The sequence below is a fragment of the Streptococcus sp. OMI870 genome (assembly GCF_047460295.1).
Taxonomy (GTDB): Bacteria; Bacillota; Bacilli; order Lactobacillales; family Streptococcaceae; genus Streptococcus.
The window spans coordinates 53,892-74,859 of sequence record NZ_JASHGM010000004.1; the positions used below are offsets into that span (position 1 = coordinate 53,892).

General features: G+C 43.4%; 23 protein-coding genes, 1 tRNA gene and 1 other RNA gene. 20 read left to right on the forward strand and 5 right to left on the reverse strand.

All coding sequences use genetic code 11. The annotated features are described in order from the left end of the window. Nucleotides 1-3 precede the first annotated feature (3 nt). Entirely contained in the window at nucleotides 4-159 is a 156-nt protein-coding gene (locus QM968_RS07635; RefSeq protein WP_414326330.1) for a hypothetical protein, read from the forward strand. Between the two features lie 109 nt (nucleotides 160-268). Here the strand turns inward: QM968_RS07635 and QM968_RS07640 are convergent, their stop codons facing one another. Both QM968_RS07640 and pepA read right to left on the reverse strand, forming a co-directional pair. Continuing rightward, nucleotides 269-1,753 carry a DUF1846 domain-containing protein gene (locus QM968_RS07640; protein WP_414383338.1) on the reverse strand — a complete coding sequence of 495 codons (1,485 nt, stop codon included), beginning with the start codon at nucleotides 1,751-1,753 and terminating at the stop codon, nucleotides 269-271. A 245-nt stretch (nucleotides 1,754-1,998) separates the two neighbouring features. Next, on the reverse strand, nucleotides 1,999-3,063 hold the full coding sequence (pepA, locus tag QM968_RS07645) for a glutamyl aminopeptidase (RefSeq protein ID WP_414383340.1): 1,065 nt from the start codon (nucleotides 3,061-3,063) through the stop codon (nucleotides 1,999-2,001). 143 nt (nucleotides 3,064-3,206) lie between these two features. Here pepA and QM968_RS07650 point away from each other — a divergent pair, with 143 nt between their 5' ends. The 19 genes from QM968_RS07650 to QM968_RS07740 all read left to right on the forward strand — a co-directional run bounded on the left by QM968_RS07650 (nucleotide 3,207) and on the right by QM968_RS07740 (nucleotide 19,275). Beyond that, nucleotides 3,207-3,497 carry a DUF4651 domain-containing protein gene (locus QM968_RS07650; RefSeq protein WP_037614134.1) on the forward strand — a complete coding sequence of 97 codons (291 nt, stop codon included), beginning with the start codon at nucleotides 3,207-3,209 and terminating at the stop codon, nucleotides 3,495-3,497. Beyond that, the gene (locus tag QM968_RS07655) at nucleotides 3,494-3,811 is read left to right on the forward strand and encodes a thioredoxin family protein (protein ID WP_009732086.1); all 318 of its coding nucleotides are present in this window, start codon (nucleotides 3,494-3,496) and stop codon (nucleotides 3,809-3,811) included. The genes QM968_RS07650 and QM968_RS07655 overlap by 4 nt, the downstream gene beginning before the upstream one ends. A 9-nt stretch (nucleotides 3,812-3,820) precedes the next feature. Continuing rightward, nucleotides 3,821-4,447 carry a YtpR family tRNA-binding protein gene (gene ytpR / locus QM968_RS07660; RefSeq protein ID WP_414383342.1) on the forward strand — a complete coding sequence of 209 codons (627 nt, stop codon included), beginning with the start codon at nucleotides 3,821-3,823 and terminating at the stop codon, nucleotides 4,445-4,447. 101 nt (nucleotides 4,448-4,548) lie between these two features. After that, a complete protein-coding gene (locus tag QM968_RS07665; protein ID WP_003004675.1) occupies nucleotides 4,549-4,944 on the forward strand; it encodes a single-stranded DNA-binding protein in 396 nt (131 codons plus the stop codon). A 187-nt stretch (nucleotides 4,945-5,131) separates the two neighbouring features. Continuing rightward, on the forward strand, nucleotides 5,132-6,115 hold the full coding sequence (locus tag QM968_RS07670) for a substrate-binding domain-containing protein (protein ID WP_414383344.1): 984 nt from the start codon (nucleotides 5,132-5,134) through the stop codon (nucleotides 6,113-6,115). Further along, nucleotides 6,115-7,431 (forward strand): sensor histidine kinase, encoded by a 1,317-nt coding sequence (locus QM968_RS07675; protein ID WP_037614137.1) that lies wholly within the window; start codon nucleotides 6,115-6,117, stop codon nucleotides 7,429-7,431. The genes QM968_RS07670 and QM968_RS07675 overlap by 1 nt, the downstream gene beginning before the upstream one ends. 5 nt (nucleotides 7,432-7,436) lie before the next feature. After that, nucleotides 7,437-8,120: a response regulator transcription factor gene (locus QM968_RS07680; RefSeq protein WP_037614177.1), complete on the forward strand. Its 684-nt coding sequence runs from the start codon at nucleotides 7,437-7,439 to the stop codon at nucleotides 8,118-8,120. After that, entirely contained in the window at nucleotides 8,117-9,415 is a 1,299-nt protein-coding gene (locus tag QM968_RS07685) for an ABC transporter substrate-binding protein (protein WP_414383346.1), read from the forward strand. Before QM968_RS07680 ends, QM968_RS07685 begins: the two co-directional genes overlap by 4 nt. Before the next feature lie 141 nt (nucleotides 9,416-9,556). Then, nucleotides 9,557-9,994, forward strand: a complete 438-nt coding sequence (locus QM968_RS07690) for a PTS sugar transporter subunit IIA (RefSeq protein WP_009732091.1) — start codon at nucleotides 9,557-9,559, stop codon at nucleotides 9,992-9,994. Between the two features lie 14 nt (nucleotides 9,995-10,008). After that, complete coding sequence (locus tag QM968_RS07695) at nucleotides 10,009-10,503, forward strand: PTS system mannose/fructose/N-acetylgalactosamine-transporter subunit IIB (RefSeq protein WP_000261775.1); 495 nt, start codon at nucleotides 10,009-10,011, stop codon at nucleotides 10,501-10,503. 56 nt (nucleotides 10,504-10,559) lie between these two features. Continuing rightward, nucleotides 10,560-11,402 (forward strand): PTS mannose/fructose/sorbose/N-acetylgalactosamine transporter subunit IIC, encoded by an 843-nt coding sequence (locus QM968_RS07700; protein ID WP_009732092.1) that lies wholly within the window; start codon nucleotides 10,560-10,562, stop codon nucleotides 11,400-11,402. After that, a complete protein-coding gene (locus QM968_RS07705) occupies nucleotides 11,386-12,240 on the forward strand; it encodes a PTS system mannose/fructose/sorbose family transporter subunit IID (protein WP_195423977.1) in 855 nt (284 codons plus the stop codon). The genes QM968_RS07700 and QM968_RS07705 overlap by 17 nt, the downstream gene beginning before the upstream one ends. Before the next feature lie 97 nt (nucleotides 12,241-12,337). After that, entirely contained in the window at nucleotides 12,338-12,631 is a 294-nt protein-coding gene (locus tag QM968_RS07710; RefSeq protein WP_414326319.1) for a DUF202 domain-containing protein, read from the forward strand. A 130-nt stretch (nucleotides 12,632-12,761) separates the two neighbouring features. After that, nucleotides 12,762-13,043 (forward strand): co-chaperone GroES, encoded by a 282-nt coding sequence (gene groES / locus QM968_RS07715; RefSeq protein WP_414326317.1) that lies wholly within the window; start codon nucleotides 12,762-12,764, stop codon nucleotides 13,041-13,043. A gap of 18 nt (nucleotides 13,044-13,061) precedes the next feature. Next, the gene (gene groL / locus QM968_RS07720; RefSeq protein WP_414383349.1) at nucleotides 13,062-14,687 is read left to right on the forward strand and encodes a chaperonin GroEL; all 1,626 of its coding nucleotides are present in this window, start codon (nucleotides 13,062-13,064) and stop codon (nucleotides 14,685-14,687) included. 804 nt (nucleotides 14,688-15,491) lie between these two features. Then, a complete protein-coding gene (locus QM968_RS07725) occupies nucleotides 15,492-16,226 on the forward strand; it encodes a response regulator transcription factor (protein WP_414383351.1) in 735 nt (244 codons plus the stop codon). Between the two features lie 13 nt (nucleotides 16,227-16,239). Beyond that, nucleotides 16,240-17,544 carry a sensor histidine kinase gene (locus tag QM968_RS07730; protein ID WP_414383353.1) on the forward strand — a complete coding sequence of 435 codons (1,305 nt, stop codon included), beginning with the start codon at nucleotides 16,240-16,242 and terminating at the stop codon, nucleotides 17,542-17,544. Nucleotides 17,545-17,890: 346 nt separating this feature from the next. Then, nucleotides 17,891-18,571, forward strand: a complete 681-nt coding sequence (locus tag QM968_RS07735) for an ABC transporter ATP-binding protein (protein WP_414363470.1) — start codon at nucleotides 17,891-17,893, stop codon at nucleotides 18,569-18,571. Next, nucleotides 18,568-19,275, forward strand: a complete 708-nt coding sequence (locus QM968_RS07740) for an ABC transporter (protein WP_343093039.1) — start codon at nucleotides 18,568-18,570, stop codon at nucleotides 19,273-19,275. The genes QM968_RS07735 and QM968_RS07740 overlap by 4 nt, the downstream gene beginning before the upstream one ends. Nucleotides 19,276-19,327: 52 nt before the next feature. Here the strand turns inward: QM968_RS07740 and QM968_RS07745 are convergent. The 3 genes from QM968_RS07745 to QM968_RS07755 form a co-directional block, all read right to left on the reverse strand. Beyond that, nucleotides 19,328-19,400, reverse strand: a tRNA-Lys gene (locus QM968_RS07745). 5 nt (nucleotides 19,401-19,405) lie between these two features. Continuing rightward, nucleotides 19,406-19,598, reverse strand: a non-coding RNA gene (gene ssrS / locus QM968_RS07750) — 6S RNA. 66 nt (nucleotides 19,599-19,664) lie between these two features. Then, nucleotides 19,665-20,936, reverse strand: a complete 1,272-nt coding sequence (locus QM968_RS07755) for a replication-associated recombination protein A (protein WP_414383356.1) — start codon at nucleotides 20,934-20,936, stop codon at nucleotides 19,665-19,667. Nucleotides 20,937-20,968 lie beyond the last annotated feature (32 nt).

Here is a 20,968-nt window from a genome sequence, read left to right on the forward strand (position 1 = left end):
GTCATGAAATCTTATCTTGTAAAATGGTTGATCGCGATTATTTTGGCTATTCTTTTCCTTTGGTTGAGTTTGGAAACGAACTTACTTCCAAAAGAAGTGTATCCCCTTCTCCTTGTCCCCATGCTGGTTGTGGGTCTCTATCTTTTTAAGGAGAGGTAATTCTCCATCCAACTAAACTATGAAAAATCCCCTGAGTGCTAACTGTTTCAAGAACTCAGGGGATTTTCTGTATATGGAGCTAGAACCAACAGTCTAGCCTTGCTTTTCTTTATTTCCGATACAAGCGATCGTATTGGTAGATGGGGTCCATGGTGACGTTGATGCCGAGTTTGCGAAGGACATTTTTATCTTCGTCTGTCAGCATAACCGTTGAGTGGGCTTCGCTACCTTTCAATTTGCCTAATTCTTGCATAGCAAGGTTGGCATCTTCATTGCTCATGGCCGTAATGGCAAGGGCAATGAGGATCTCGTTCGAGTGAAGGCGAGGATTTCGACTACCCAAATGATTGATCTTCAAGCCTTGGATCGGTTGAACATACTCAGGCTCGATTAATTTGGTTTCTTTGTCAATATGAGCCAATTTCTTGATGGCATTGATCAAGAGGGCTGCCGTTGGGCCAAAAAGGTCAGAAGTTTTCCCTGTTACCATTTCTCCGTTTGGTAATTCAAGCGCCATTGCTGGTTCGCCTGTTTCTTCTTCTTTTTGACGGGCCAGGACAGTTACTTTTCGATTATTTGGTGTAATGCCAAGATCATTCATCAAGAGTTTTATCTTCTTAACTGCCCCTTCACCGACGCGTTCAGCTTTGACGTCCAAAATAGTTTGGTAATAACGACGGATGATTTCTTGTTGAGAGGCTTCGATCGCAGCATCATTGTCCACAATGGCAAAACCGACCATATTGACACCCATATCTGTTGGGGAAGCGTAAGGAGATTCTCCGAGGATGCGTTCCAACATCCGCTTCAGTACAGGGAAGATTTCGATGTCGCGGTTGTAGTTGACCGTTGTTTTCCCGTAAGTTTGGAGGTGGAAGGGATCGATCATATTGACATCGTCTAGATCGGCAGTCGCTGCCTCATAAGCCAAGTTGACTGGGTGATGCAAAGGAAGATTCCACACAGGGAAGGTTTCAAACTTAGCATAACCTGATTTGATTCCATTCAATTGGTCATGGTACATATTAGACATACAAGTTGCGAGCTTACCAGAACCAGGACCAGGAGCTGTCACCACGACCAAATTGCGACTGGTCTTGATGTAGTCATTTTTCCCCATCCCTTCAGGAGAGATGATGTGGTCCATATCGGTCGGATAGCCCTTGATCGGATAGTGGAGATAAGAGGCAATGTCACTCTTCTCCAGTTGTTTGCGAAAGGCGTCTGCGGCAGCTTGTCCAGCATATTGGGTGATAACAACGGACCCAACGTAGATTCCTAATTCATTGAATTTGTCGATCAAGCGAAGCACTTCTTGGTCATAAGAAATTCCTAGATCCCCACGAGCTTTTGAGTGTTCAATGTTGTTAGCGTTAATAGCAATGACAATTTCCACTTGTTCGCGTAATTCTTGGAGTAGTTTGATCTTATTGTCTGGTTCGTATCCAGGGAGGACACGAGCGGCATGGAAGTCCTCTAACATCTTACCACCAAATTCAAGGTAGAGCTTGCCATCAAATTGGTTAATTCGCTCAATAATGTGGTCACGTTGCAAGTTCAAATACTGTTCAGAACTAAAAGCTTGTTTTTTCATGTAAAACTCCTGTATATAAGGGAAGTGTCTGTCACACGTACACTTGGCTTTGTACGACAGTCCACTATTATTTCATTCTTTCATATTATATCAGAAAACAGATGGAAGATAAAATATTCTAAGATACTTTCCTTAGATAAGCGTAGATGCCAAGGGGTTCAATGGATACTCATGGTAGAAGGTTTCCAAGAGGACTTTGTTTCCCTCCTAAAAAAGCCTCTTACGAGGCTTCTGATTGGATTTTTTTAATACTGTTTGATCAGATCAACTGTAGAGCGATCCAATTTCTTAACCAATGCTTGCAGAAAGGCTTGCGCTTGCAAGAAATCATCCATAGCATAGAGGGTTTGATGAGAATGAATGTAACGTGCGCAGACACCAATGGTTGTTGATGGCACCCCACCGTTCTTCAAGTGTGCTGCACCTGCATCAGTACCACCTTTAGCACAATAGTATTGGAATTTAATGCCTGCTTCTTCAGCAGTTGTGAGCAAGAAGTCTTTCATATTTGGTAGCATGATGTGACCTGGATCGTAGAAGCGAAGCAGTGTTCCTTCCCCGATCGCGCCCGGATCCCCAAAGACATCGGCTGCTGGCGAACAGTCTACAGCAAGGAAGATCTCAGGATCAAATTTAGTAGTTGAGGTGTGGGCTCCACGAAGTCCCACTTCCTCTTGAACGTTGGCCCCTACATAGAGTTCGTTGTTTAAGGCTTGTCCAGAAAAGCTCTTGGCTAATTCGCTGACCATCAAGACGCCGTAGCGGTTATCCCATGCTTTAGAGATGACGTTTTTACCATTCGCAGTGAGAATCGCAGAGCTATCTGGGACCAAGGTATCCCCAGGACGGATGCCATAACTTTCAGCTTCGGCTTTAGAGCTAAATCCTGCATCAAAGACAATGTCGCTAATAGCAGGTACGGTTGGCCCACCTGTACCACGTGTCAAATGTGGAGGAACAGATCCGGAAATAGCAGGGTATTCACGTCCATCGCGTGTAAAGAGTTTGAAACGTTGGCTGCTGACCACCATCGGGTTCCAACCTCCGATTGGAACAACACGGAAAGTTCCATCAGCTTTGATTTCACTGATCATGAAGCCAACTTCATCCATGTGGGCAGCTACTAAGATACGAGGAGCATCGGCTGCTGTTGAGTGTTTTACCCCGAAGATCCCACCGAGACCATCTGTCACGATTTCGTCCACATGAGGGGTCAATTGTTGGCGCAAATAATCCCGAACAGGGGCTTCATGACCTGAGATGGCAGGGATTTCAGTTACTTCTTTGATTTTCGAAAATAAATCAGTCATAGGATACCTTCTTTCTGATGCTATTTTATCACTTTTTTTACAAGGATGGTAGCGTTATTATAGAAATCGGTCCCGAAAAACTGAAGGAGGAGATCCAGCCTAGACCATTGTCCCTCTGCTTATTTTGTGTTACAATAGGCACTATGAAAGCTAAAAAAATTATTTTGTCTAGTCTGGCTCTAGCAAGTGCAGGAGCTCTTGCGGCCGGTGTTTATAAAATTGCCAAAGATCAAAAGCGTCTCCGTACCCAAGAAGAGTTGGTAGCAGAAGTACGGGAGCAAATGGAAGCCATGGGGACGATTGCGACTCTGTATGTGGAACTCTACGAGTCTAGTGAAGAGCGCTTAGTAGGAGGCGTTATTTTTGAAGATGAGCGCCATTACCGCTTTGTTTATGAGGATAGCCTCTTGCGCTATGAAGAGGAAAAACTATGATCACACCGAGTTCTCTAGAAGAAATTGCTTCTTATGTAGAGCAAGAGGGCAAGAAAGTCTTTGTCTTTTCAGCTGACTGGTGTGGGGATTGCCGTTATCTCAAGCCTTTTTTGCCGGAGATTGAGGCTGAAAATCCCGAATTTATCTTTATCTTAATTGACCGAGATGCCTATATGGATCTGGCGAAAGTCTGGGATGTTTATGGGATCCCTAGTTTGGTGGTTCTGGAAAAGGATAAGGAAATCGGACGGTTTGTCAATCGGGATCGGAAAACTAAAGCCCAGATTACAGCATTCTTAGCAGGATTAAAATAGGAGAAGAACATGATTGTAACATACAACAAAGAACAAGTCGGCGATGTATTGATGCTGACCTTGAAAAATAGTGGAGAAGCCAAGCTAGCGGTGGAGAGAAAAGGAAAGGTAGCTCGCGTTTACCGTGAGGACAACCAAGAAACGGTTGCCTGGAATATTTTTGATGCCTCATCTTTCTTCGCCATAGAAGGCAAGGGCCAAGTTTTTTTGACAGATGAGCAAGTAGCTCGTTTGAATCAAGAATTGGAAGCAGAAGGCTTCACAGAACGATTGGTCAACGATCAAGAACCAAAATTTGTGGTGGGAGAAATCCTTGAGATGGTGGCCCATCCAGATAGTGACCACTTGAATATCTGCCAAGTAGCAGTTGGAGCAGATAAGACAGTTCAGATCGTAGCAGGAGCTCCAAATGCGCGGGTGGGCCTCAAGACCATTGTCGCTCTTCCAGGTGCCATGATGCCGGATGGTAGCTTGATTTTCCCAGGAGCACTTCGTGGTGAAAAAAGCTATGGCATGATGTGCAGCCCTCGCGAATTGCACTTGCCAAATGCTCCTCAAAAACGAGGCATTATTGAATTGGATGACGCAGAAGCAGCAGGGACACCTTTTGATCCTGCTCGTCACTGGCACGAATAAAGAGAAGAATCTAGGATGTTTTGGATCCTAGATTTTTTTGATTTTGGTTTGCAACCTCCATTTTTTAAAATTTTTTCGAATAAATAGATAGGAGGTAAATGATGTATAATAAAGTTATTTTAATCGGTCGCCTAGTAGCGGCTCCAGAATTGCATAAAACCAGCACAGACAAATCCGTTGCCCGAGTGACCGTTGCGGTCAATCGGCGCTACAAGGACCAAAACGGGGAGCGAGAGACTGATTTTGTCAATGTCGTTGTCTGGGGGAAATTGGCTGAAACCATGGCTAGTTATGCCAGTAAAGGTAGCTTGATCTCTTTGGATGGAGAGATTCGGACGCGCCGCTACGAGAAAAATGGGGTCATGCAGTATGTGACAGAGGTCCTTTGCCAAAGTTTTCAGTTGCTAGAGAGCCGGGCTCAGCGGGCTATGCGTGAAAATGGTGGAACAGGAGATTTGGCCGATATCATCTTAGAAGAGGAAGATCTTCCCTTTTAGAAGCAAAAAGGAAGCTGGTTCGTTTATAGACCAGCTTTTTTGATACTTGCTAGGGATTTCATTCGGGAACGACTCTTTTAAAAATGAATCAAATAAATGCATCTGTACAATAAAAACCAGCACTTTTCTTGAAAAAGTAGTAAAATAAAGTAATATATATTCAAAATTTTCAGAAAAGGAACGGAGTTTGAAGGGGAAAGAAGAAAGAAAAGAATTATTGAAATGGCTGATAAAACGGGTTCTACTGCTGATTCCAGTTGCCTGCATCCTCTTGTGGATCTATGCTGCTTGTCAAACCAGTAGCATCAAGGATCAGATCAAGATCGGTGTCACCTATATGACCATGAACAATGAGTTCTATAAAAGTATTCATTCGGAAATAAGTCGAATTGCCGATGAGAAAGGGGCTCTTGTTTATGTCCGAGATCCAGAATTGGACGAAAAAAGGCAGAGCCAGCAGATCAATGATTTTTGTGCCCAAAAAGTAAATGTGATTGTGATTAATCCGGTCAAAGGGGATAGTCAGCCGATTCTAAGGGCTCTTAAAAAAGCTAGAAAACAAGGAATTAAGATCATTGCAGTTGATACCCAGCTCAAGCATTTTAAACCGGACGCCAGTATTGTATCTGATAATTATCAAGCAGGGGTCTTGATTGCAAAAGAGTTGATGAAACGCTCTTCTAGTGCTCGGATCCTTCTCTTGGAACATAAGGGGACTGTTTCAGCAGATACACGGATTCAGGGATTTAAGGATACCATTAAAGGGCATGGAGCTTATCAGATCGTATCGGAACTAGAAACCAAGGGGCAGACGGAGATCGCCATGCCAGCTGTTCGAGACTTCTTGCGATCTGAGACTGACATAGATTCCTTGGTTGCCTTAAACGACCGCTCGGCTATAGGAGCTTTAGCGGCGATCAAGGAGCAAGGAATCACCCATCCTATTGCGATCTATGGGATTGATGGCTCACCAGATATGAAAGCCTTGCTGCACTCGACAGATGATGTCGTGGGAACCGTTGCCCAGTCTCCGTTGAAGATGGGAGATCGCGTGATGGAGGTCATCCAAGATATGACGGCTGGGAAGAGCTACCAAAAAGAAATAACCATTCCGGTTCAAATGATGACAAAGGAAAACATCGATCAATTTGATGTGAATGGGTGGCAGTAATGAGAAAATTTAGAGGTGTGAGGTACAGTTTGGCCATTCTGATGGTCGTGAATTTTATCGCTGTTATGCTCAACAGTATCATCTATCTTCAAGCAACCAACTATATCATTGCCCAACGGCAAGCCTCCTTATTATTGGAGCGTTTGGAGCGTATTCCTTTTGCGCCCTCTACGACTTTTTGGTTGTCTGCGGTCTTATTTGCTGGGATTGCCTTGATTTCCATGAGTCGTTATCGGTCTCAAACGAGTCGATGGTCTATGTTTGATCAGTGGAACATTCTGGAGATCCTCCTGATGTTGCTTTTGATGTGGGTCCAAAATGTAGCTTATAACGGGCTAATTCTCTTGGTTTTTGCGGATATCTTCTATGGTTCCAAAGAGTTGAATACCAAGCGAGACCGCAAGTATTGGTTTGCTTTTATCCTAGTAAGTTTCTTGATGCTCCTTGTGACCAATTCAGACGTCTTTTCGCTTTTCTTTCCGATTCCTTCTCTTGATGTCTATATTCATTTTTACCCTGCCTCCATCCGGATTCTGGCCTTTTTCTTGAAGAATTCCCTCTATGCCTTGAATATGGTGCTCTTTATTATTTCGCTTTTGTTCTATATTATGAATGTTCTTGCGGAAAACCACGAAGTAGAAGAAGAGTTGGCTATGGTTTCGAAGGTCAATACGGAGTTGAACAACTATCTGGCCTTGTCTGAGAAGATTGCAGAAGATCGGGAGCGTAAGCGGATTGCTCGGGAAATTCACGATACCTTGGGGCACGCGCTAACAGGGATCTCAGCAGGTTTAGATGCTGTTGGGGTCTTGATTGATATCGATCCCAATCGGGCAAAAGAGCAGGTGAAAAGTGTATCAGAAGTGGTTCGTGAAGGGATCCAGGATGTGAGGGGCTCTCTCAACCGCCTCCGTCCAGGTGCCCTTGAGGGACGAACCCTCAAAGATGCTTTAGAAAAGATGATCCGCGAGTACCAGACGCTTTCCAACTTGCAGGTTGATTTACACTATGAATGGGTCGATGTCGATATGGACGTCATGATTGAAGATACGATTTTTCGTGTGATCCAGGAGTCTATGACCAATGCGGTTCGCCATGGTCATGCCAGCCGGATGACCCTTCATTTTTTTGAGGATGAAGAAGATTACCTGATCGAGTTGCAGGACAATGGGGTTGGGTTTGAAACCTTAACCTATGGCTATGGGCTCAAGCAGATGATGGAGCGTATTTCCATCCTAGGAGGACAGCTTCAATTTGAAAGTCGCGATGGATTTTTCACGCGCGTTAGTTTACCGAAATATAAAGAAGGGAGATAGAAATGGTGATAAAAGTAATGGTGGCAGATGACCAGGCCTTGATTCGAGAATCTCTAAAAATTATTTTGTCGGCCCACCCTGATATCGAAGTGGTGGCCACAGTGGAAGATGGGAATCACGTCTTGTCTAGCATTCCACAGACACATCCTGACCTGATCTTGATGGATATTCGGATGCCAGGCATGGATGGGGTTTTGGCGACAAAAGAAGTAAAAGAACACTATCCGGATATCAAAATTATTATTTTAACGACCTTTGACGATGATGAATTTATCTATAGTGCACTCAAGTATGGTGCTTCAGGTTATCTTTTAAAAGGAGCCTCGACAGAGGAGCTCTATGAAGCGATTAAGGTGGTATACCAGGGAGGAGCCATGATCAACCCGAATATCGCTAGCAAGGTCTTTCAAATTTTCTCTCAAATGGCCAAATCCAACTTCTCTATTGCTGTGGATGAAGACAATGTCAAGGATTTGAGCACGACGGAATGGCGCATTATCCAAGAGGTCGGCTATGGGGAGTCCAATAAAGAAATTGCGGCCAAACTTTTCTTATCAGAAGGAACCGTGCGCAATTACTTATCAACGATTTTGGCGAAATTAAACCTAAGAGATCGAACGCAATTAGCGATCTGGTCTGTCCAAACAGGAGTGACCAGACGTGATTTTTCTAAAGGAAATACAGAATGAAATTGAAGCGAAAGCATCTTTGTTGGGGGCTTGGTCTCCTTTTAGCGCTCTGTGCGAGCGCTGGTTTTTATTGGTGGAAACAGCAACCGACCGTGCTTCATATTGGCGTGTATGCAGGTTCTAGTTGGGATGTGCCGACCAGTCAACGTTCCCATGCCTTGGATCGTGCGATTGAAAAATTTGAAAAATCCCACCCCCATGTCCGTGTAGAGTATGAAAACGGGATTCCGCAGTCAGATTATTCAGACTGGCTCTCTGAAAAGATTGTCTCAGGAAAAACGCCAGATGTGTTTATGGTCTCTGAGCAAGATCTTTCCTTATTAGCGGCGCGGGGGGTACTAGAAAAGTTAAACGGCTATATGGATCGAAAAGACCAAGCTGCCTTTTATCCCGTTGCCTTTGAATCGGGTGTCTATCAGGGCCAAACCTATGCCTTGCCTTATGAAAGCAATCCTATTTTGATGTGTGTCAATAAAGATCTCTTGGATAAAGAAGGCATCGCGGTTCCCAAAGAAGGTTGGACCCTTGAAGAGTTCTATACGATTTGCAAGAAACTAACCAAAGATACCAATGGAGATGGCCAATTGGACCAATTTGGAAGTACAGAATACACCTGGAAAGAAGCCTTAGCAGCAAATGGGGGTCATCTCTTTCAAGAAGGGATGCTTAAGCTGACGGCTCCAGAAGTCAAAGAATCCTTGACTTTCCTACAAAAATTGGAAGATTTAAATAAAAATTACAAGGTGAGCTCCAAAGATTTTGACCAGGGGAAAGTCGCCTTTTATCCTATGACCTTGGCCCAATATCGGACCTATAAACCTTATCCCTACCACGTTTCTAAATATTCAAACTTTACCTGGACCTGTATCCCGATGCCTGCTAAGTCAAAAACGACCAAGGCGACCTTAGTCACAACGACTTCTTTTGCTATGTCCGCTCGGACTTCTCATTCTAAGTTGGCTTGGGAGTTGATGCAGGTTTTGACAGAGGATCCAGAAATTCAACAAACCCTTTTTGCCCAATCTCAAGGGATCTCCGTCATGCCACGGGTAGTCAAGAGTCGCTCCAGTAAAGACCTTCTGCAGGTGGATGATTTTGGGACGGATTCCTTGACCAATAAGACCTTGAATCGTATCATGGAGCAAGCTGTTGAAAACAGCCCTAAAAATGTCTCGAAAGAGGTGTTAGAAAAGCTGGACTACTTGATCGGCAATGCCTTGCGCGATCAAGATGTCGAGAATCGTCTGCCTCAAATTCAGAGGGAGATGGAAAGCAGTCTTCAGGTGGGAGTTTAGGAGAAAAATAAGATGGCATTTTGTCAAGTGACAGATGTCATTTTTTTATTGCTAAATGTCATATTTGAAATGTGACATTTGACAATGTAAAAGCGCTTTCAAATAATCTACAATAGAGTCAAATAAAGGAGGCGTAACAAAATGAAATACCTCGTTTTAGTCAGTCATGGTGGACTGGCAGAAGGTCTAAAAACATCACTGGCCATGTTTGCTGGTGACAAGATGGATCAGGTCATCGCAGTTGGACTCAAAGAAGGAAAATCGGTTGATGACTTCGCAGTTGATTTTAGAGAGAGCATTTCAGGATTGACAGCAGAAGATTGCGTGTTGGTCTTGGCAGATATTGTAGGGGGGAGTCCATTAACCACTGCAGCTACTGTTCTAGAAGAAGCTGGAAAGCTTGATGGGGCCTTGATCCTTGGTGGGATGAACCTCACCATGGCCTTGACAGCAGTTGTGATGAAGGATGTGCTCGATGGAGACGATTTGTCAGCTACCATCTTATCCGAAGCACGATCTGCACTACAGCCTTTTGAAGTTTCAGCTACTAGTGCTGAAGAAGATGATGACGATATTTAATAGGGAGGTACCTTATGGTAGTAACATTTGTACGGATTGATGACCGCATGATTCACGGTCAGACAGTCACACGCTGGGCAAAAGAAAAACCATGTGATGGTTTGATTGCCGTAAACGATGCAGCAGCATCAAACAAGGTTTTGATCCAAGCTTACAAAGGAGCATCCGACAAGAAAACCTTTGTATGGACAAAAGAAGCCTTTAAGGAAAAATCAGCAAAAGTAACGGAATCAGATAGTCGTTACTTCTTGATCACTAAGAATCCAATCGATATGAAGGAAATTTTGGTCGACCAAGGGTTTGTCCCAGGTGATGTCAAAGAAATCATCGTAGGCCCTGCAAATGATCGTCCAGGTGCTGTGAAATTGGGGAATAACCAATCCATCACTCAGGAAGAAGCAGAAGCCTTCCAAGCCATTCAAGCAGCAGGCTACAAGGTGAAATTCCAATTGTTGCCAGATGTTTCCATCGGGTATTGGGATGATTTTAAATCAAAATTTGGTTTTTAAACCCAACAGTCTGATCTGTTAGGTAAATAAATTTACAAACAAAAGGAGCGTTTGTTATGACAATTTCATGGATTCAAGCAATCTTGCTTGGTATTTTCGCCAGCTTGTCTTCAATGCCTGGTATGGGAGGTACCAGTATCGGGAACTATACACTCGGTCGTCCCTTGATCGGTGGGTTGATTTCAGGTTTAATTCTTGGAGATGTGACAACTGGTATTATGGTTGGGGTTGCCCTTCAAGTCGTTTATATCGCCTTGGTAACACCTGGTGGTACCGTATCTGCCGATGTGCGGGCTATCTCTTATATCGGAATTCCTCTTGCTATCTTATTTGTGCATGCCAATCACATCACAGATGAAGCTGGAATCGCCGCAGCTGCAGCACCAATCGGTGCAGCCGTTGGGACCATCGGTACCGTTCTTTTCTACGGTACCGCTACTATGAACTTGGTATGGCAACATATTGGTTGGAAAGCCGTTGCAGAAGGAAACTTCAAAAAACTCTACGCAGTTGACTGGGTTTACCCTTGGATCTCTCACTTCCTCTTCTCTTTCCTTCCAACAATGATTATCACCAAATATGGTGAAAACATGGTTGATTTGATGAAACAATACCTTCCTATGGATGGTTACTGGATGAAAGCCCTCTTTACAGTCGGTGCTCTTCTCCCATGTGTCGGTATTGCCATCTTGTTGAAACAAATTGTTACAGAAGCAACTGACTTTATTCCATTCTTTGTCGGATTTACCTTGGCTAAATCTCTCGGTTTAAACTTGGTAGCTAGTGCCGTTGTTTCATTAATCTTTGCAGTAATCTACTATGAACTTGAAGTGATCAAATCGATGAAAGCTGCTCCAGCCGGAGTGGTGGACCTAGACGATGATGAGGAGGATATTTAAAATGGCTGATAGAAAGAAAATTTCAAAGAAAACATTAGCAAAAGCATTCCATCATTGGTATTATGGTCATTTGACTTGTTTCTCTCAAGAACATATGCAAACCTTCGGGTATTTGACTTCTATGCTTCCAATCGTAGAAGAAATGTATGACACCAAAGAAGAACAAAAAGATGCGATGCAAACCTATACGGCCTTCTTCAACACTGAACCACAACTTGGATCTCTTGTTGTAGGGATCACAGCTGGTTTGGAAGAAGCGCGTGCAAACGGAGATGCAGTAGATGGCGAAACCATCAACGGGATGCGTGCCGGTTTGATGGGACCAATCGCTGGTATTGGTGACTCATTGGTCGTTGGTACCTTGATTCCCGTTCTTTTAGGGATTGCCCTTGGCCTTTCTAAGGGTGGGAACATCGCTGGTGCTCTCTTCTACATCGTCGTATGGAACCTCTTGGTTTACTTTGGTATGCGCTTTGCCTTCTTCAAAGGTTACCAATTAGGGGATAAAGCCGTTGAATTCCTTGTAGGACCAAAAGGACAAGCTCTTCGTAAAGCGATCAGCGTTGTCGGTGGTATGGTTATAGGTGCCGTAGCAGCTACTTGGGTATCTGTTACAACAGCCCTTCAATTCAAGAATTCTGAAGGAAAAGTCTTCTTGAACATCCAAGAAAAGATCGATGGTGTTTATCCAGGTCTCTTGACAGCAGCCGTCATCACTCTTTGCTGGTGGTTGATGTCTAAGAAAAAAATTTCACCAAACAAAGTTATGTTACTTCTCGTTGTAGTTGCTTTGATCGGTGTTGCCCTTGGTATCTTTGACCCACATCTTAAATACTAAGGTAAAAAAAGAATTTGCTAGTAGGAGTTTTTGAGAATGAAGTGAATGGACCTCCTTTACTTGCACTTCATTCTCAATTTTTATCAGGAGGAATCCCATGGTTACAAAACAAGAACTTGTCAATGGATATGAAACAGAAATCAAGTACCAACGTCACATGCTTGAAAACCTTGGTCGTTGGTTTAGCTTACTCTTTATCATTGCCAGTATTGGTGTGGTATTGATCTATCTCTTTCACAAAAGTTTCCTCCCACTCTTGATCCTCGGGATTTTACTAGCCTTGGTTGGAATTTTAGGCATGATTGTTTTTGGATATGGTATCTACCGCGGGCGGATCAATCTTCAAAAAGTGATCGAAGATTTCAATCAAAAATTGACAATTTTAAATTGAAATTTGAGAAACATCTCATCTATTTTTGAGGTGTTTTTTTCTTGACTATTTCTGACCAAGTGATACAATAGAAACATAGGTTAGCACTTGAGTGACTAGAGTGCTAAAATACAAGTATGGAGGAACGACAATGTTAAAACCATTAGGAGACCGCGTGGTCTTAAAAGTAGAAGAAAAAGAACAGACTGTTGGAGGTTTTGTTCTCGCTGGTGCGAGCAAGTCCGATACAAAAACAGCTGAAGTAGTAGCCGTTGGTGAAGGTGTGCGTACCCTTAGTGGTGAACTCATCGCCCCAGCTGTAAAAGCAGGAGATCAAGTTTTGGTGGAAAGCCATGCAGGGATTGATGTTAAAGATGGGGACGAAAACTACATCATTGTCGGAACTTCAAGTATTCTAGCAATTGTAGACTAAGAGAAGAGAGGTAAAAAAATGGCAAAAGATATTAAATTTTCATCTGATGCACGTTCTGCAATGGTCCGTGGTGTCGATGTCTTAGCAGATACAGTGAAAGTTACTTTGGGCCCTAAAGGACGCAATGTGGTTCTTGAAAAATCATTTGGTTCTCCATTGATCACAAATGACGGGGTGACCATCGCCAAAGAAATCGAATTGGAAGACCATTTCGAAAATATGGGTGCCAAATTGGTATCAGAAGTTGCTTCTAAGACCAATGATATCGCAGGTGACGGTACAACAACTGCAACAGTCTTGACCCAAGCTATCGTCCGTGAAGGGATCAAGAACGTTACAGCAGGGGCGAATCCAATCGGTATCCGTCGTGGGATTGAGACTGCTGTTGCAACAGCAGTAGAAGCTTTGAAAAATACTGCGATTCCAGTATCCAGCAAGGAAGCCATTGCTCAAGTAGCTGCCGTGTCTTCGCGTTCTGAAAAAGTCGGTGAGTACATCTCTGAAGCCATGGAAAAAGTTGGCAAAGATGGGGTGATCACCATTGAAGAGTCTCGTGGAATGGAAACCGAGCTTGAAGTGGTTGAAGGAATGCAGTTTGACCGTGGTTACCTCTCACAATACATGGTTACTGACAATGAAAAAATGGTAGCCGATCTTGAAAATCCATACATTTTGATTACGGACAAGAAGATCTCAAATATCCAAGAAATCTTGCCATTGTTGGAAAGCATTCTTCAAAGCAACCGTCCGCTCTTGATCATCGCAGATGACGTAGATGGGGAAGCACTTCCAACACTTGTCTTGAACAAGATCCGCGGTACCTTTAATGTTGTAGCTGTTAAAGCTCCTGGATTTGGAGATCGTCGTAAAGCTATGCTAGAAGATATCGCCATCTTGACAGGTGGTACAGTCATTACAGATGATCTTGGTTTGGAATTGAAAGATGCAACCATTGAAGCCCTTGGTCAAGCAGCGAAGGTAACAGTAGACAAGGACACTACCGTTATTGTAGAAGGGGCTGGTAACCCAGAAACAATTGCCAACCGTATTGCTATCATCAAGTCACAAATTGAGACATCTACGTCTGAGTTTGACCGTGAAAAAATGCAAGAACGCTTGGCCAAATTATCAGGCGGGGTAGCAGTTATCAAGGTCGGTGCTGCAACAGAAACAGAATTGAAAGAAATGAAACTCCGTATCGAAGATGCCCTCAATGCGACTCGTGCAGCTGTTGAAGAAGGGATCGTTGCCGGAGGTGGTACAGCTCTTGTCAATGTTATCTCTGCAGTCGCAGGCCTTGAATTGGAAGGAGATGAAGCGACCGGACGCAATATCGTTCTTCGTGCCTTGGAAGAGCCAGTACGCCAAATTGCTCACAATGCTGGTTATGAAGGATCTATTGTGATTGATCGCTTGAAACATGCAGAAGTCGGAACAGGTTTCAATGCTGCGACAGGTGAATGGGTAAATATGATTGATGCAGGAATCATCGACCCTGTTAAAGTCAGTCGTTCAGCCCTTCAAAACGCAGCTTCTGTTGCTAGCCTCATTTTGACAACCGAAGCAGTCGTAGCCAACAAACCAGAACCAGCAGCCCCAGCAGGACCAGGAATGGATCCAGGCATGATGGGGGGAATGATGTAACCTGATACCAATGATTGGTGCTAAAGCACCGAATCATTGGACGGTAGCCGCTATATTGCGGTCTACCTAATCATCTTACTAGCTCAAAGGGAGGAAAGTATCGTTCCTCCCTTTTCACGTCGTAACCTATGTAAAATAAAGAAGGCAAGATCGGCCTTCTTTATTTTCTGTCGTAACCGGTACATGATTGAGGCTTTGCCTCTCATCATTTGACGCCAGCCGCTATGTTGCGGCCTACCTAATCATCTTACTAGCTCAAAGGGAGGAAAGTATCGTTCTCCCTTTTTATCGTACTTCTGGAATTTCATTTGTCATGGAATAATATTTTTATTTTAAATTTTGTAACAGAAATGATAAATACTAGTTAAAGAGGATTTGTGTAAATACCTGGGAATCAAGCGTTTGCGGTATTTTTTTGTGGAGGAGCATTTGCCAACAAATTGCAATACAAATTAACTGATTTTGTAATAATTCTAGTGTATACTATTAAGAGTAGATCACAAGTCTACATTGTTGCAAGGGGAGAACTTCCCACATACATGTCTATTGACAATAAAACTTGATCGTAATATCGCTGTTAGTAAAATGAGAGTTTGAACATAGTGTAGATTTTATCGACCTTTTTCATATTAAAAAATATTTTTCAAATTCCCCTTGCGCAAGCTCTTCCGGATTCCTCCGGGAGAGTTTTTTTGTTAAGGAGAAAAGGTAGAAGGCCTTTTGAGTCTACTTTGAAAGAGTGGCTCAGCAGCTATTATTTATGGTAAAATAGAACATATTCGTCGAGGGGAAGGAGTGAAGACTTTGTTGAAGATTTTTGTGTTAGAAGATGAGTGGATCCAGCAATCACGAATCGAATCGGTCTTGCAGGAACTGATTGCTCAGAAATCCTTGCAATGCAAAGCGCCAGAAGTGTTTGGGAAATCAAGCCAATTGCTAGATGCTATCACAGAGAGAGGCGCTCATCACCTATTCTTTTTAGATATCGAGATTAAAGGTGAGGAGAAAAAGGGTCTAGAGATCGCAAAAGAGATTCGTAAGAAAGACCCCCATGCGACCATTGTCTTTGTCACCACTCACTCTGAATTCATGCCCATTACCTTTCAGTACAAAGTAGCCGCCTTGGATTTTATTGATAAAACGCTGAGCGAAGAAGAGTTCAGAAAAAGAATTGACTCGGCCATCGACTATACCTTGGAGCAAGCTGGGACCACGATTGCGCAAGATGCCTTTACATTTGAGAGTGCGATGGCGCGTGTACAAGTTCCCTTTAATAAGATTTTGTATGTTGAAACGTCTCCAACCATTCACAAGGTTATTTTACACACCCAGGATGAGCGCTTAGAATTTTACGCCAGTATTGCCGATATCGAAAAAGCAGATCCCCGCTTGTATCGGTGCCACCGCTCCTTTGTGGTGAATCCACAAAATATTACGAAGATTGACAAAGAAGCCAAGAAAGCTTTTTTTGAAAATGGGGACAATTGCTTGATCTCACGGACCAAGTATAGAGGCTTACTAGAAGCTTTGAAAAAATAGAAGGGAGAAAGAATTGCTGTTAGATATTCTCATGTCTTACTTAAAGTTCTTCGTCAGCATGCTGATCTATCGTCATATCAGTAGACAAGAGTTCGCCTTACGTTGGCTCTTTTTGTGCCCCTTCTTCTTTGCAGTCGTCTTTACCCTTGTGCCACCGGTAGGCTTTTTTGGCTATTTCTTAGTATTTATTGCCTATAGTTTCTATCGGAATCATAACATACGACACCTTTTGAACATTTTTTACGGGCTCTACCCGGTTGTCATGGAGAGTCTCATTGGGCGTCTCTTAGCCTTTTATGTCTTTCCAATGCTCGGGATTGTACTTGTTCATGAGGCATCTGTCAGCTGGTATGATGCTCTACTTGAATTGCTGGTCTTTCCTGTCTATTTAGGGCTCACTAAATTGTTAAAACTAGATTTTACAGATTTAAAAGTAGGATTTCAACGGCAGTATTTTAATCGTTTCTTACTTCCAATGGATCTTTCTATGTTTGTGTATTTAGTCAGTGTTATAGGTCTGGTGGTTTTTGAGGATGCTATTCCTCATGCAGATGCTTTACGGGAACAGTTAAATAGTATTTATCTGATTTTGTTTTTTGTGATGCTCTTGTATTTCAATGCAGTGTCCAAAGAACGATTGAAACAAGAGATTCTAGAGCAAAAAGATAGGCAACTGCAGGAGTTAGCCACCTATAGCCAACACGTCGAAATGCTCTACGGGGAGATTCGTGCCTTTCGTCATGATTACCTGAATATTTTAACCAGTCTCAAGTTAAGTATTGAGCATGAAGATCTCAATGCGATCAGGGAAGTCTATGAGAACGTTCTTCGAGAGAGTGGCCAGCAATTTTACGATAGCAAGTTTGATATTGCCAAACTCAGTCACATCGAAAATCCAGCTGTAAAAAGTGTTCTGTCCGCAAAATTATTGGAGGCTCAAAACAAAGGGATTGGGATCTCTGTCGAGATCGATGAACCTGTTCGTGATTTATTCATCGAGGTTTTAGATTTCATCACCTTCTTATCCATCCTTTGTGACAATGCTATCGAAGCGAGTCTTGAATCAGAGGACCCACAGCTGACTCTTGCCATGCTCCAGGAGGAAAACTCCCTCCTCTTAATAGTTGAAAATAGTACAAAAGCTGAAAAAATAGATCTGGCGAGAATATTTGAAAAGGACTACTCAAGTAAAGGAGATGGTCGCGGTCTTGGCTTGTACAAGATCCAACAATTACTGGAAAAGTATCCCAAAACGACAGTGTCTACCAAGAGTTCAAACTACCGATTTACTCAGAGCCTGACCTTTTGGAAGGAATAATGGAAGAGAGAGTGGGACAGCTTCAACAGTCTGGGAGACTGTTGAAGGTTGCAGATAAAGGAAACATAGTTTCCGTCAACATAGGGCATCTTTGAAGCTTAAAAAGCGAACAAAGACTTAGGATACTTGCTTCGCAAGATCTATCCGCCACCTCAAAGCAGTGCTTTGAGCACTCAACCACTGCGTCTTGCTCGACAATCCAAAAATAATTGAGAGGCTAGGACTTTTGTCCCAGCCTCTTTTTTGACCATTCGCGATGATTTTTTGACCGATTCTGACAGAGAGCCTCCAAGGTTTTCTCCTTGAAGTATAATGGACACAAGATCAATAAGAAAAGAGGGATCGTATGTTTCAGTTAGCATCTATTACAAAATCATTTAAGGAGAAAGCTGTATTAAAGGGGGTATCTTTTTCGATAGAAGAAGGAGACAAAATTGCCTTGCTGGGAAACAATGGAGCAGGTAAAAGCACCCTGTTCAACATTATTGCTGGGCAGCTCCAGGCCGATTCGGGGACGATAAAGACTTCGTTTGATTTTCAAAGGGAAATTGGGATGATGCCACAGGGGGATCTGCTCATCGAGGATCTAACCCTTGCTGAATTCGTCGAATTAAAAAGCCGGATGAATCAGTTGAAGCAGGCTGATATCAATGGACTCTTAGAAATGGTCGAATTAAGAGAATCAAGAGAGCAGATGGTGGGAAGTCTTTCTGGTGGCCAAAAGAGACGCTTGTCCTTGCTGTTAACTATTTTGAATCATCCAAAGTTGATTTTTTTAGATGAGCCAACGACTGGCATGGACTTGGAAGCAGTGGATAATTTTTGGAAATTGCTGGAGCAGCAAGAGTTTACATCTGTTGTGGTGACCCATGATTTTAACCAAATCGATGCCTTTTTTACAAAAGTCCTGATTTTAAAAGAGGGGCGAATTGCTGCAACAAAGGCTGTTGAGGACATTCACCAGGCTGGTCAAACCATTGAGCAGTATTTCCGAGAAGAGATGAATAAAGGAAGGGAACAAGCATGAAAAAGATTCAATTAAAACAAGTTTTACGAAATAAGCGCTTCGTATTATTCACCATTATTTTACCCATAGGCTGGTATATCTTCTTTTATCAGCTTCAAAAAGGGATTTCACCAAGTATTTTATTAGGCATTGCCGTATTTATCGGGGTCATTGGCAATAGCCTTGCAACTTTTAGTAAGCGAATCGCCTCAGATATCGGGTTTTATTCTTTTGAATCCCGCTTTACAAGCTATAGTGTCAAGAACTATTTATGGGATCAAAGCATCGTACAACTGATTCTGAACAGCTTGATCTTTTTAGCGGTGCTAGTAGTTGCTGTCCTAGGTTTTCACTTTCCAGTGACGACTAGCCTGTTGGTACAATTTTTCCTCTTATCCTTGATGGGGATCTACTTTAGTGCGATTGGTTTTGTACTTGGGGTGAAAGTAGATGCCAAGACGATTGATACCATTGGCTTTCCAGTTATTATTTTAGCAGCCATGACCATTATTCCCTTTGATACGCTTGGCGCAAGTGGAGGATTTATGGACTTGGTTGGCAAGCTACAACGGGTATTCCCAGGCTATTATTATACAAAGTTGATCCAAGATTTGACTGAGAAACAAACGATTGATGCCACCCAATTAGCGCTCTTTGTTGCCGTATTTGGATTGAATTTGCTGTTTTTCTATCTGCTCGTACCCAAAGGGGAAATGGGGAACTAGGAGCAGTTAAAAAAGCCTTGAGTTGTTCTCAAGGCTTTTTGTGCATAAAAAATGCCCCCTACAGGGCTCGAACCTGTGACCCATAGATTAAGAGTCTACTGCTCTACCAACTGAGCTAAGGAGGCAAATATAAAAAGCTGTATTGGTGCCGAAACTTCACGATTTGTATTGAACCCGCGCAATTAAGCAGGTGGGCAACTCGCTCTGACTTAGCTGCTTCCGCGTGAAACGGCCTGCATACTGCCAGAAGTCTTTTGTTTCCCTAATAATACAAAAAATAGTCGGTCAACACTTAAGTGTGAAGTCGTACACCACAGCGTTTCTATATGTATATGATACCACATTTTGAAAATATTTCAAGGGAAAATCTTAATTTTTTGAAACCGATGTCACTTTTTCTTGAATTGATCAATCTTCTCCTTGGTAGCTCCGAGAGCACGCTCGTACTTGCCGTTTTCATTGGGAATAAAGTAGGAAGCGTGTTTGAGCTTTTCTGGCAGGTAGTCCTGCTTGACCCAGTTGCCGGGGTAGTTGTGGGGATATTTATAGTTTTGTGCATTTCCCAGTTCCTTGCTTCCAGCATAATGACCATCGCGGAGGTGGCGAGGAATAGGAAGGTTGCCAGAACTTCTAAGATCAGCCAGCGCCTTATCCATGGCGACGTAAGCTGAGTTGGATTTCGGCGAAAGGGCTAGATCGATGACGATGTTGGCGATGAGAATGCGGGCCTCAGGAAAGCCGATGCGCTCCGCTGCCTGAAGGGCTGTTACGGTATGGATCTGCGCATCTGGATTGGCCAGGCCGATATCCTCATAAGCGATGACAGTCAAGCGACGAGCTAGGCTGGGTAGATCTCCAGCTTCGATCAAACGAGCGGCATAGTGGAGACTAGCATCGACATCCGAACCACGGATGGATTTTTGCAGAGCAGAGAGCACGTCGTAGTGGCCGTCTCCATCTTTGTCCATGGTGATGTAGCTGCGCTGGAGGCTGTTTTCCATGATCTCTAGCGTAATATGACGGATGCCTTCTGCATTTTCAGAGGTCGACAGCACAGCCAGATCGAGAGAATTAAAGGCAGAGCGAAGATCCCCATTGGTCGAGGTAGCGATGAAATCCAAAGCATTCTCATCGAGCACGACAGGAAAGTCAAAGCCACGCTCGGGATCATCTAGCGCCGTTTTTAGAGCTTGCTTGACCTCCTCCATCGTCAAAGGTTCCAGCTCAAAGATTTGTACGCGGCTACGAATAGCGGGTGTGACAGAGAAAAAGGGATTTTCAGTCGTTGCACCGATCATGATGACCAAACCGCTTTCGAGCAAAGGCAAGAGAAAATCTTGTTTGGTTTTATCGAGGCGATGGATCTCGTCCAAAAGCAGGACCAAACCACCTGAAAACTTGGCTTCCTCTGCGATTTCTTGGAGGCGTTTTTTACTGTCGACGGTTGCATTGAAAGTACGAAAAGCATACTTGGTCGTTCCTGCGATGGCAGAAGCAATGCTGGTCTTTCCGATCCCCGGAGGTCCATAGAGAATCATGGACGAGAGACGATTGGCCTCGACCATGCGGCGGATGATTTTGCCTTCTCCGACCAGGTGTTCTTGACCGATGACTTGATCGATCGTCCGTGGGCGCATGCGCAGGGCGAGATTGTCCGGCATGAGGGTCTCCTTTCTAGCTTTGTCTCCTTTCA

Bases quoted from the DNA above. Each gene is read 5' to 3' on its own strand.
- QM968_RS07700 (WP_009732092.1), top strand. From the start codon at position 10,560: ATGACAATTTCATGGATTCAAGCAATCTTGCTTGGTATTTTCGCCAGC.
- groL (WP_414383349.1), top strand. From the start codon at position 13,062: ATGGCAAAAGATATTAAATTTTCATCTGATGCACGTTCTGCAATGGTC.
- pepA (WP_414383340.1), bottom strand. From the start codon at position 3,063: ATGACTGATTTATTTTCGAAAATCAAAGAAGTAACTGAAATCCCTGCC.
- ytpR (WP_414383342.1), top strand. From the start codon at position 3,821: ATGATTGTAACATACAACAAAGAACAAGTCGGCGATGTATTGATGCTG.
- QM968_RS07695 (WP_000261775.1), top strand. From the start codon at position 10,009: ATGGTAGTAACATTTGTACGGATTGATGACCGCATGATTCACGGTCAG.
- QM968_RS07755 (WP_414383356.1), bottom strand. From the start codon at position 20,936: ATGCCGGACAATCTCGCCCTGCGCATGCGCCCACGGACGATCGATCAA.
- QM968_RS07640 (WP_414383338.1), bottom strand. From the start codon at position 1,753: ATGAAAAAACAAGCTTTTAGTTCTGAACAGTATTTGAACTTGCAACGT.
- QM968_RS07735 (WP_414363470.1), top strand. From the start codon at position 17,891: ATGTTTCAGTTAGCATCTATTACAAAATCATTTAAGGAGAAAGCTGTA.
- QM968_RS07705 (WP_195423977.1), top strand. From the start codon at position 11,386: ATGAGGAGGATATTTAAAATGGCTGATAGAAAGAAAATTTCAAAGAAA.
- QM968_RS07635 (WP_414326330.1), top strand. From the start codon at position 4: ATGAAATCTTATCTTGTAAAATGGTTGATCGCGATTATTTTGGCTATT.
- QM968_RS07685 (WP_414383346.1), top strand. From the start codon at position 8,117: ATGAAATTGAAGCGAAAGCATCTTTGTTGGGGGCTTGGTCTCCTTTTA.
- QM968_RS07655 (WP_009732086.1), top strand. From the start codon at position 3,494: ATGATCACACCGAGTTCTCTAGAAGAAATTGCTTCTTATGTAGAGCAA.
- QM968_RS07740 (WP_343093039.1), top strand. From the start codon at position 18,568: ATGAAAAAGATTCAATTAAAACAAGTTTTACGAAATAAGCGCTTCGTA.
- QM968_RS07650 (WP_037614134.1), top strand. From the start codon at position 3,207: ATGAAAGCTAAAAAAATTATTTTGTCTAGTCTGGCTCTAGCAAGTGCA.
- QM968_RS07710 (WP_414326319.1), top strand. From the start codon at position 12,338: ATGGTTACAAAACAAGAACTTGTCAATGGATATGAAACAGAAATCAAG.
- QM968_RS07690 (WP_009732091.1), top strand. From the start codon at position 9,557: ATGAAATACCTCGTTTTAGTCAGTCATGGTGGACTGGCAGAAGGTCTA.
- QM968_RS07675 (WP_037614137.1), top strand. From the start codon at position 6,115: ATGAGAAAATTTAGAGGTGTGAGGTACAGTTTGGCCATTCTGATGGTC.
- groES (WP_414326317.1), top strand. From the start codon at position 12,762: ATGTTAAAACCATTAGGAGACCGCGTGGTCTTAAAAGTAGAAGAAAAA.
- QM968_RS07665 (WP_003004675.1), top strand. From the start codon at position 4,549: ATGTATAATAAAGTTATTTTAATCGGTCGCCTAGTAGCGGCTCCAGAA.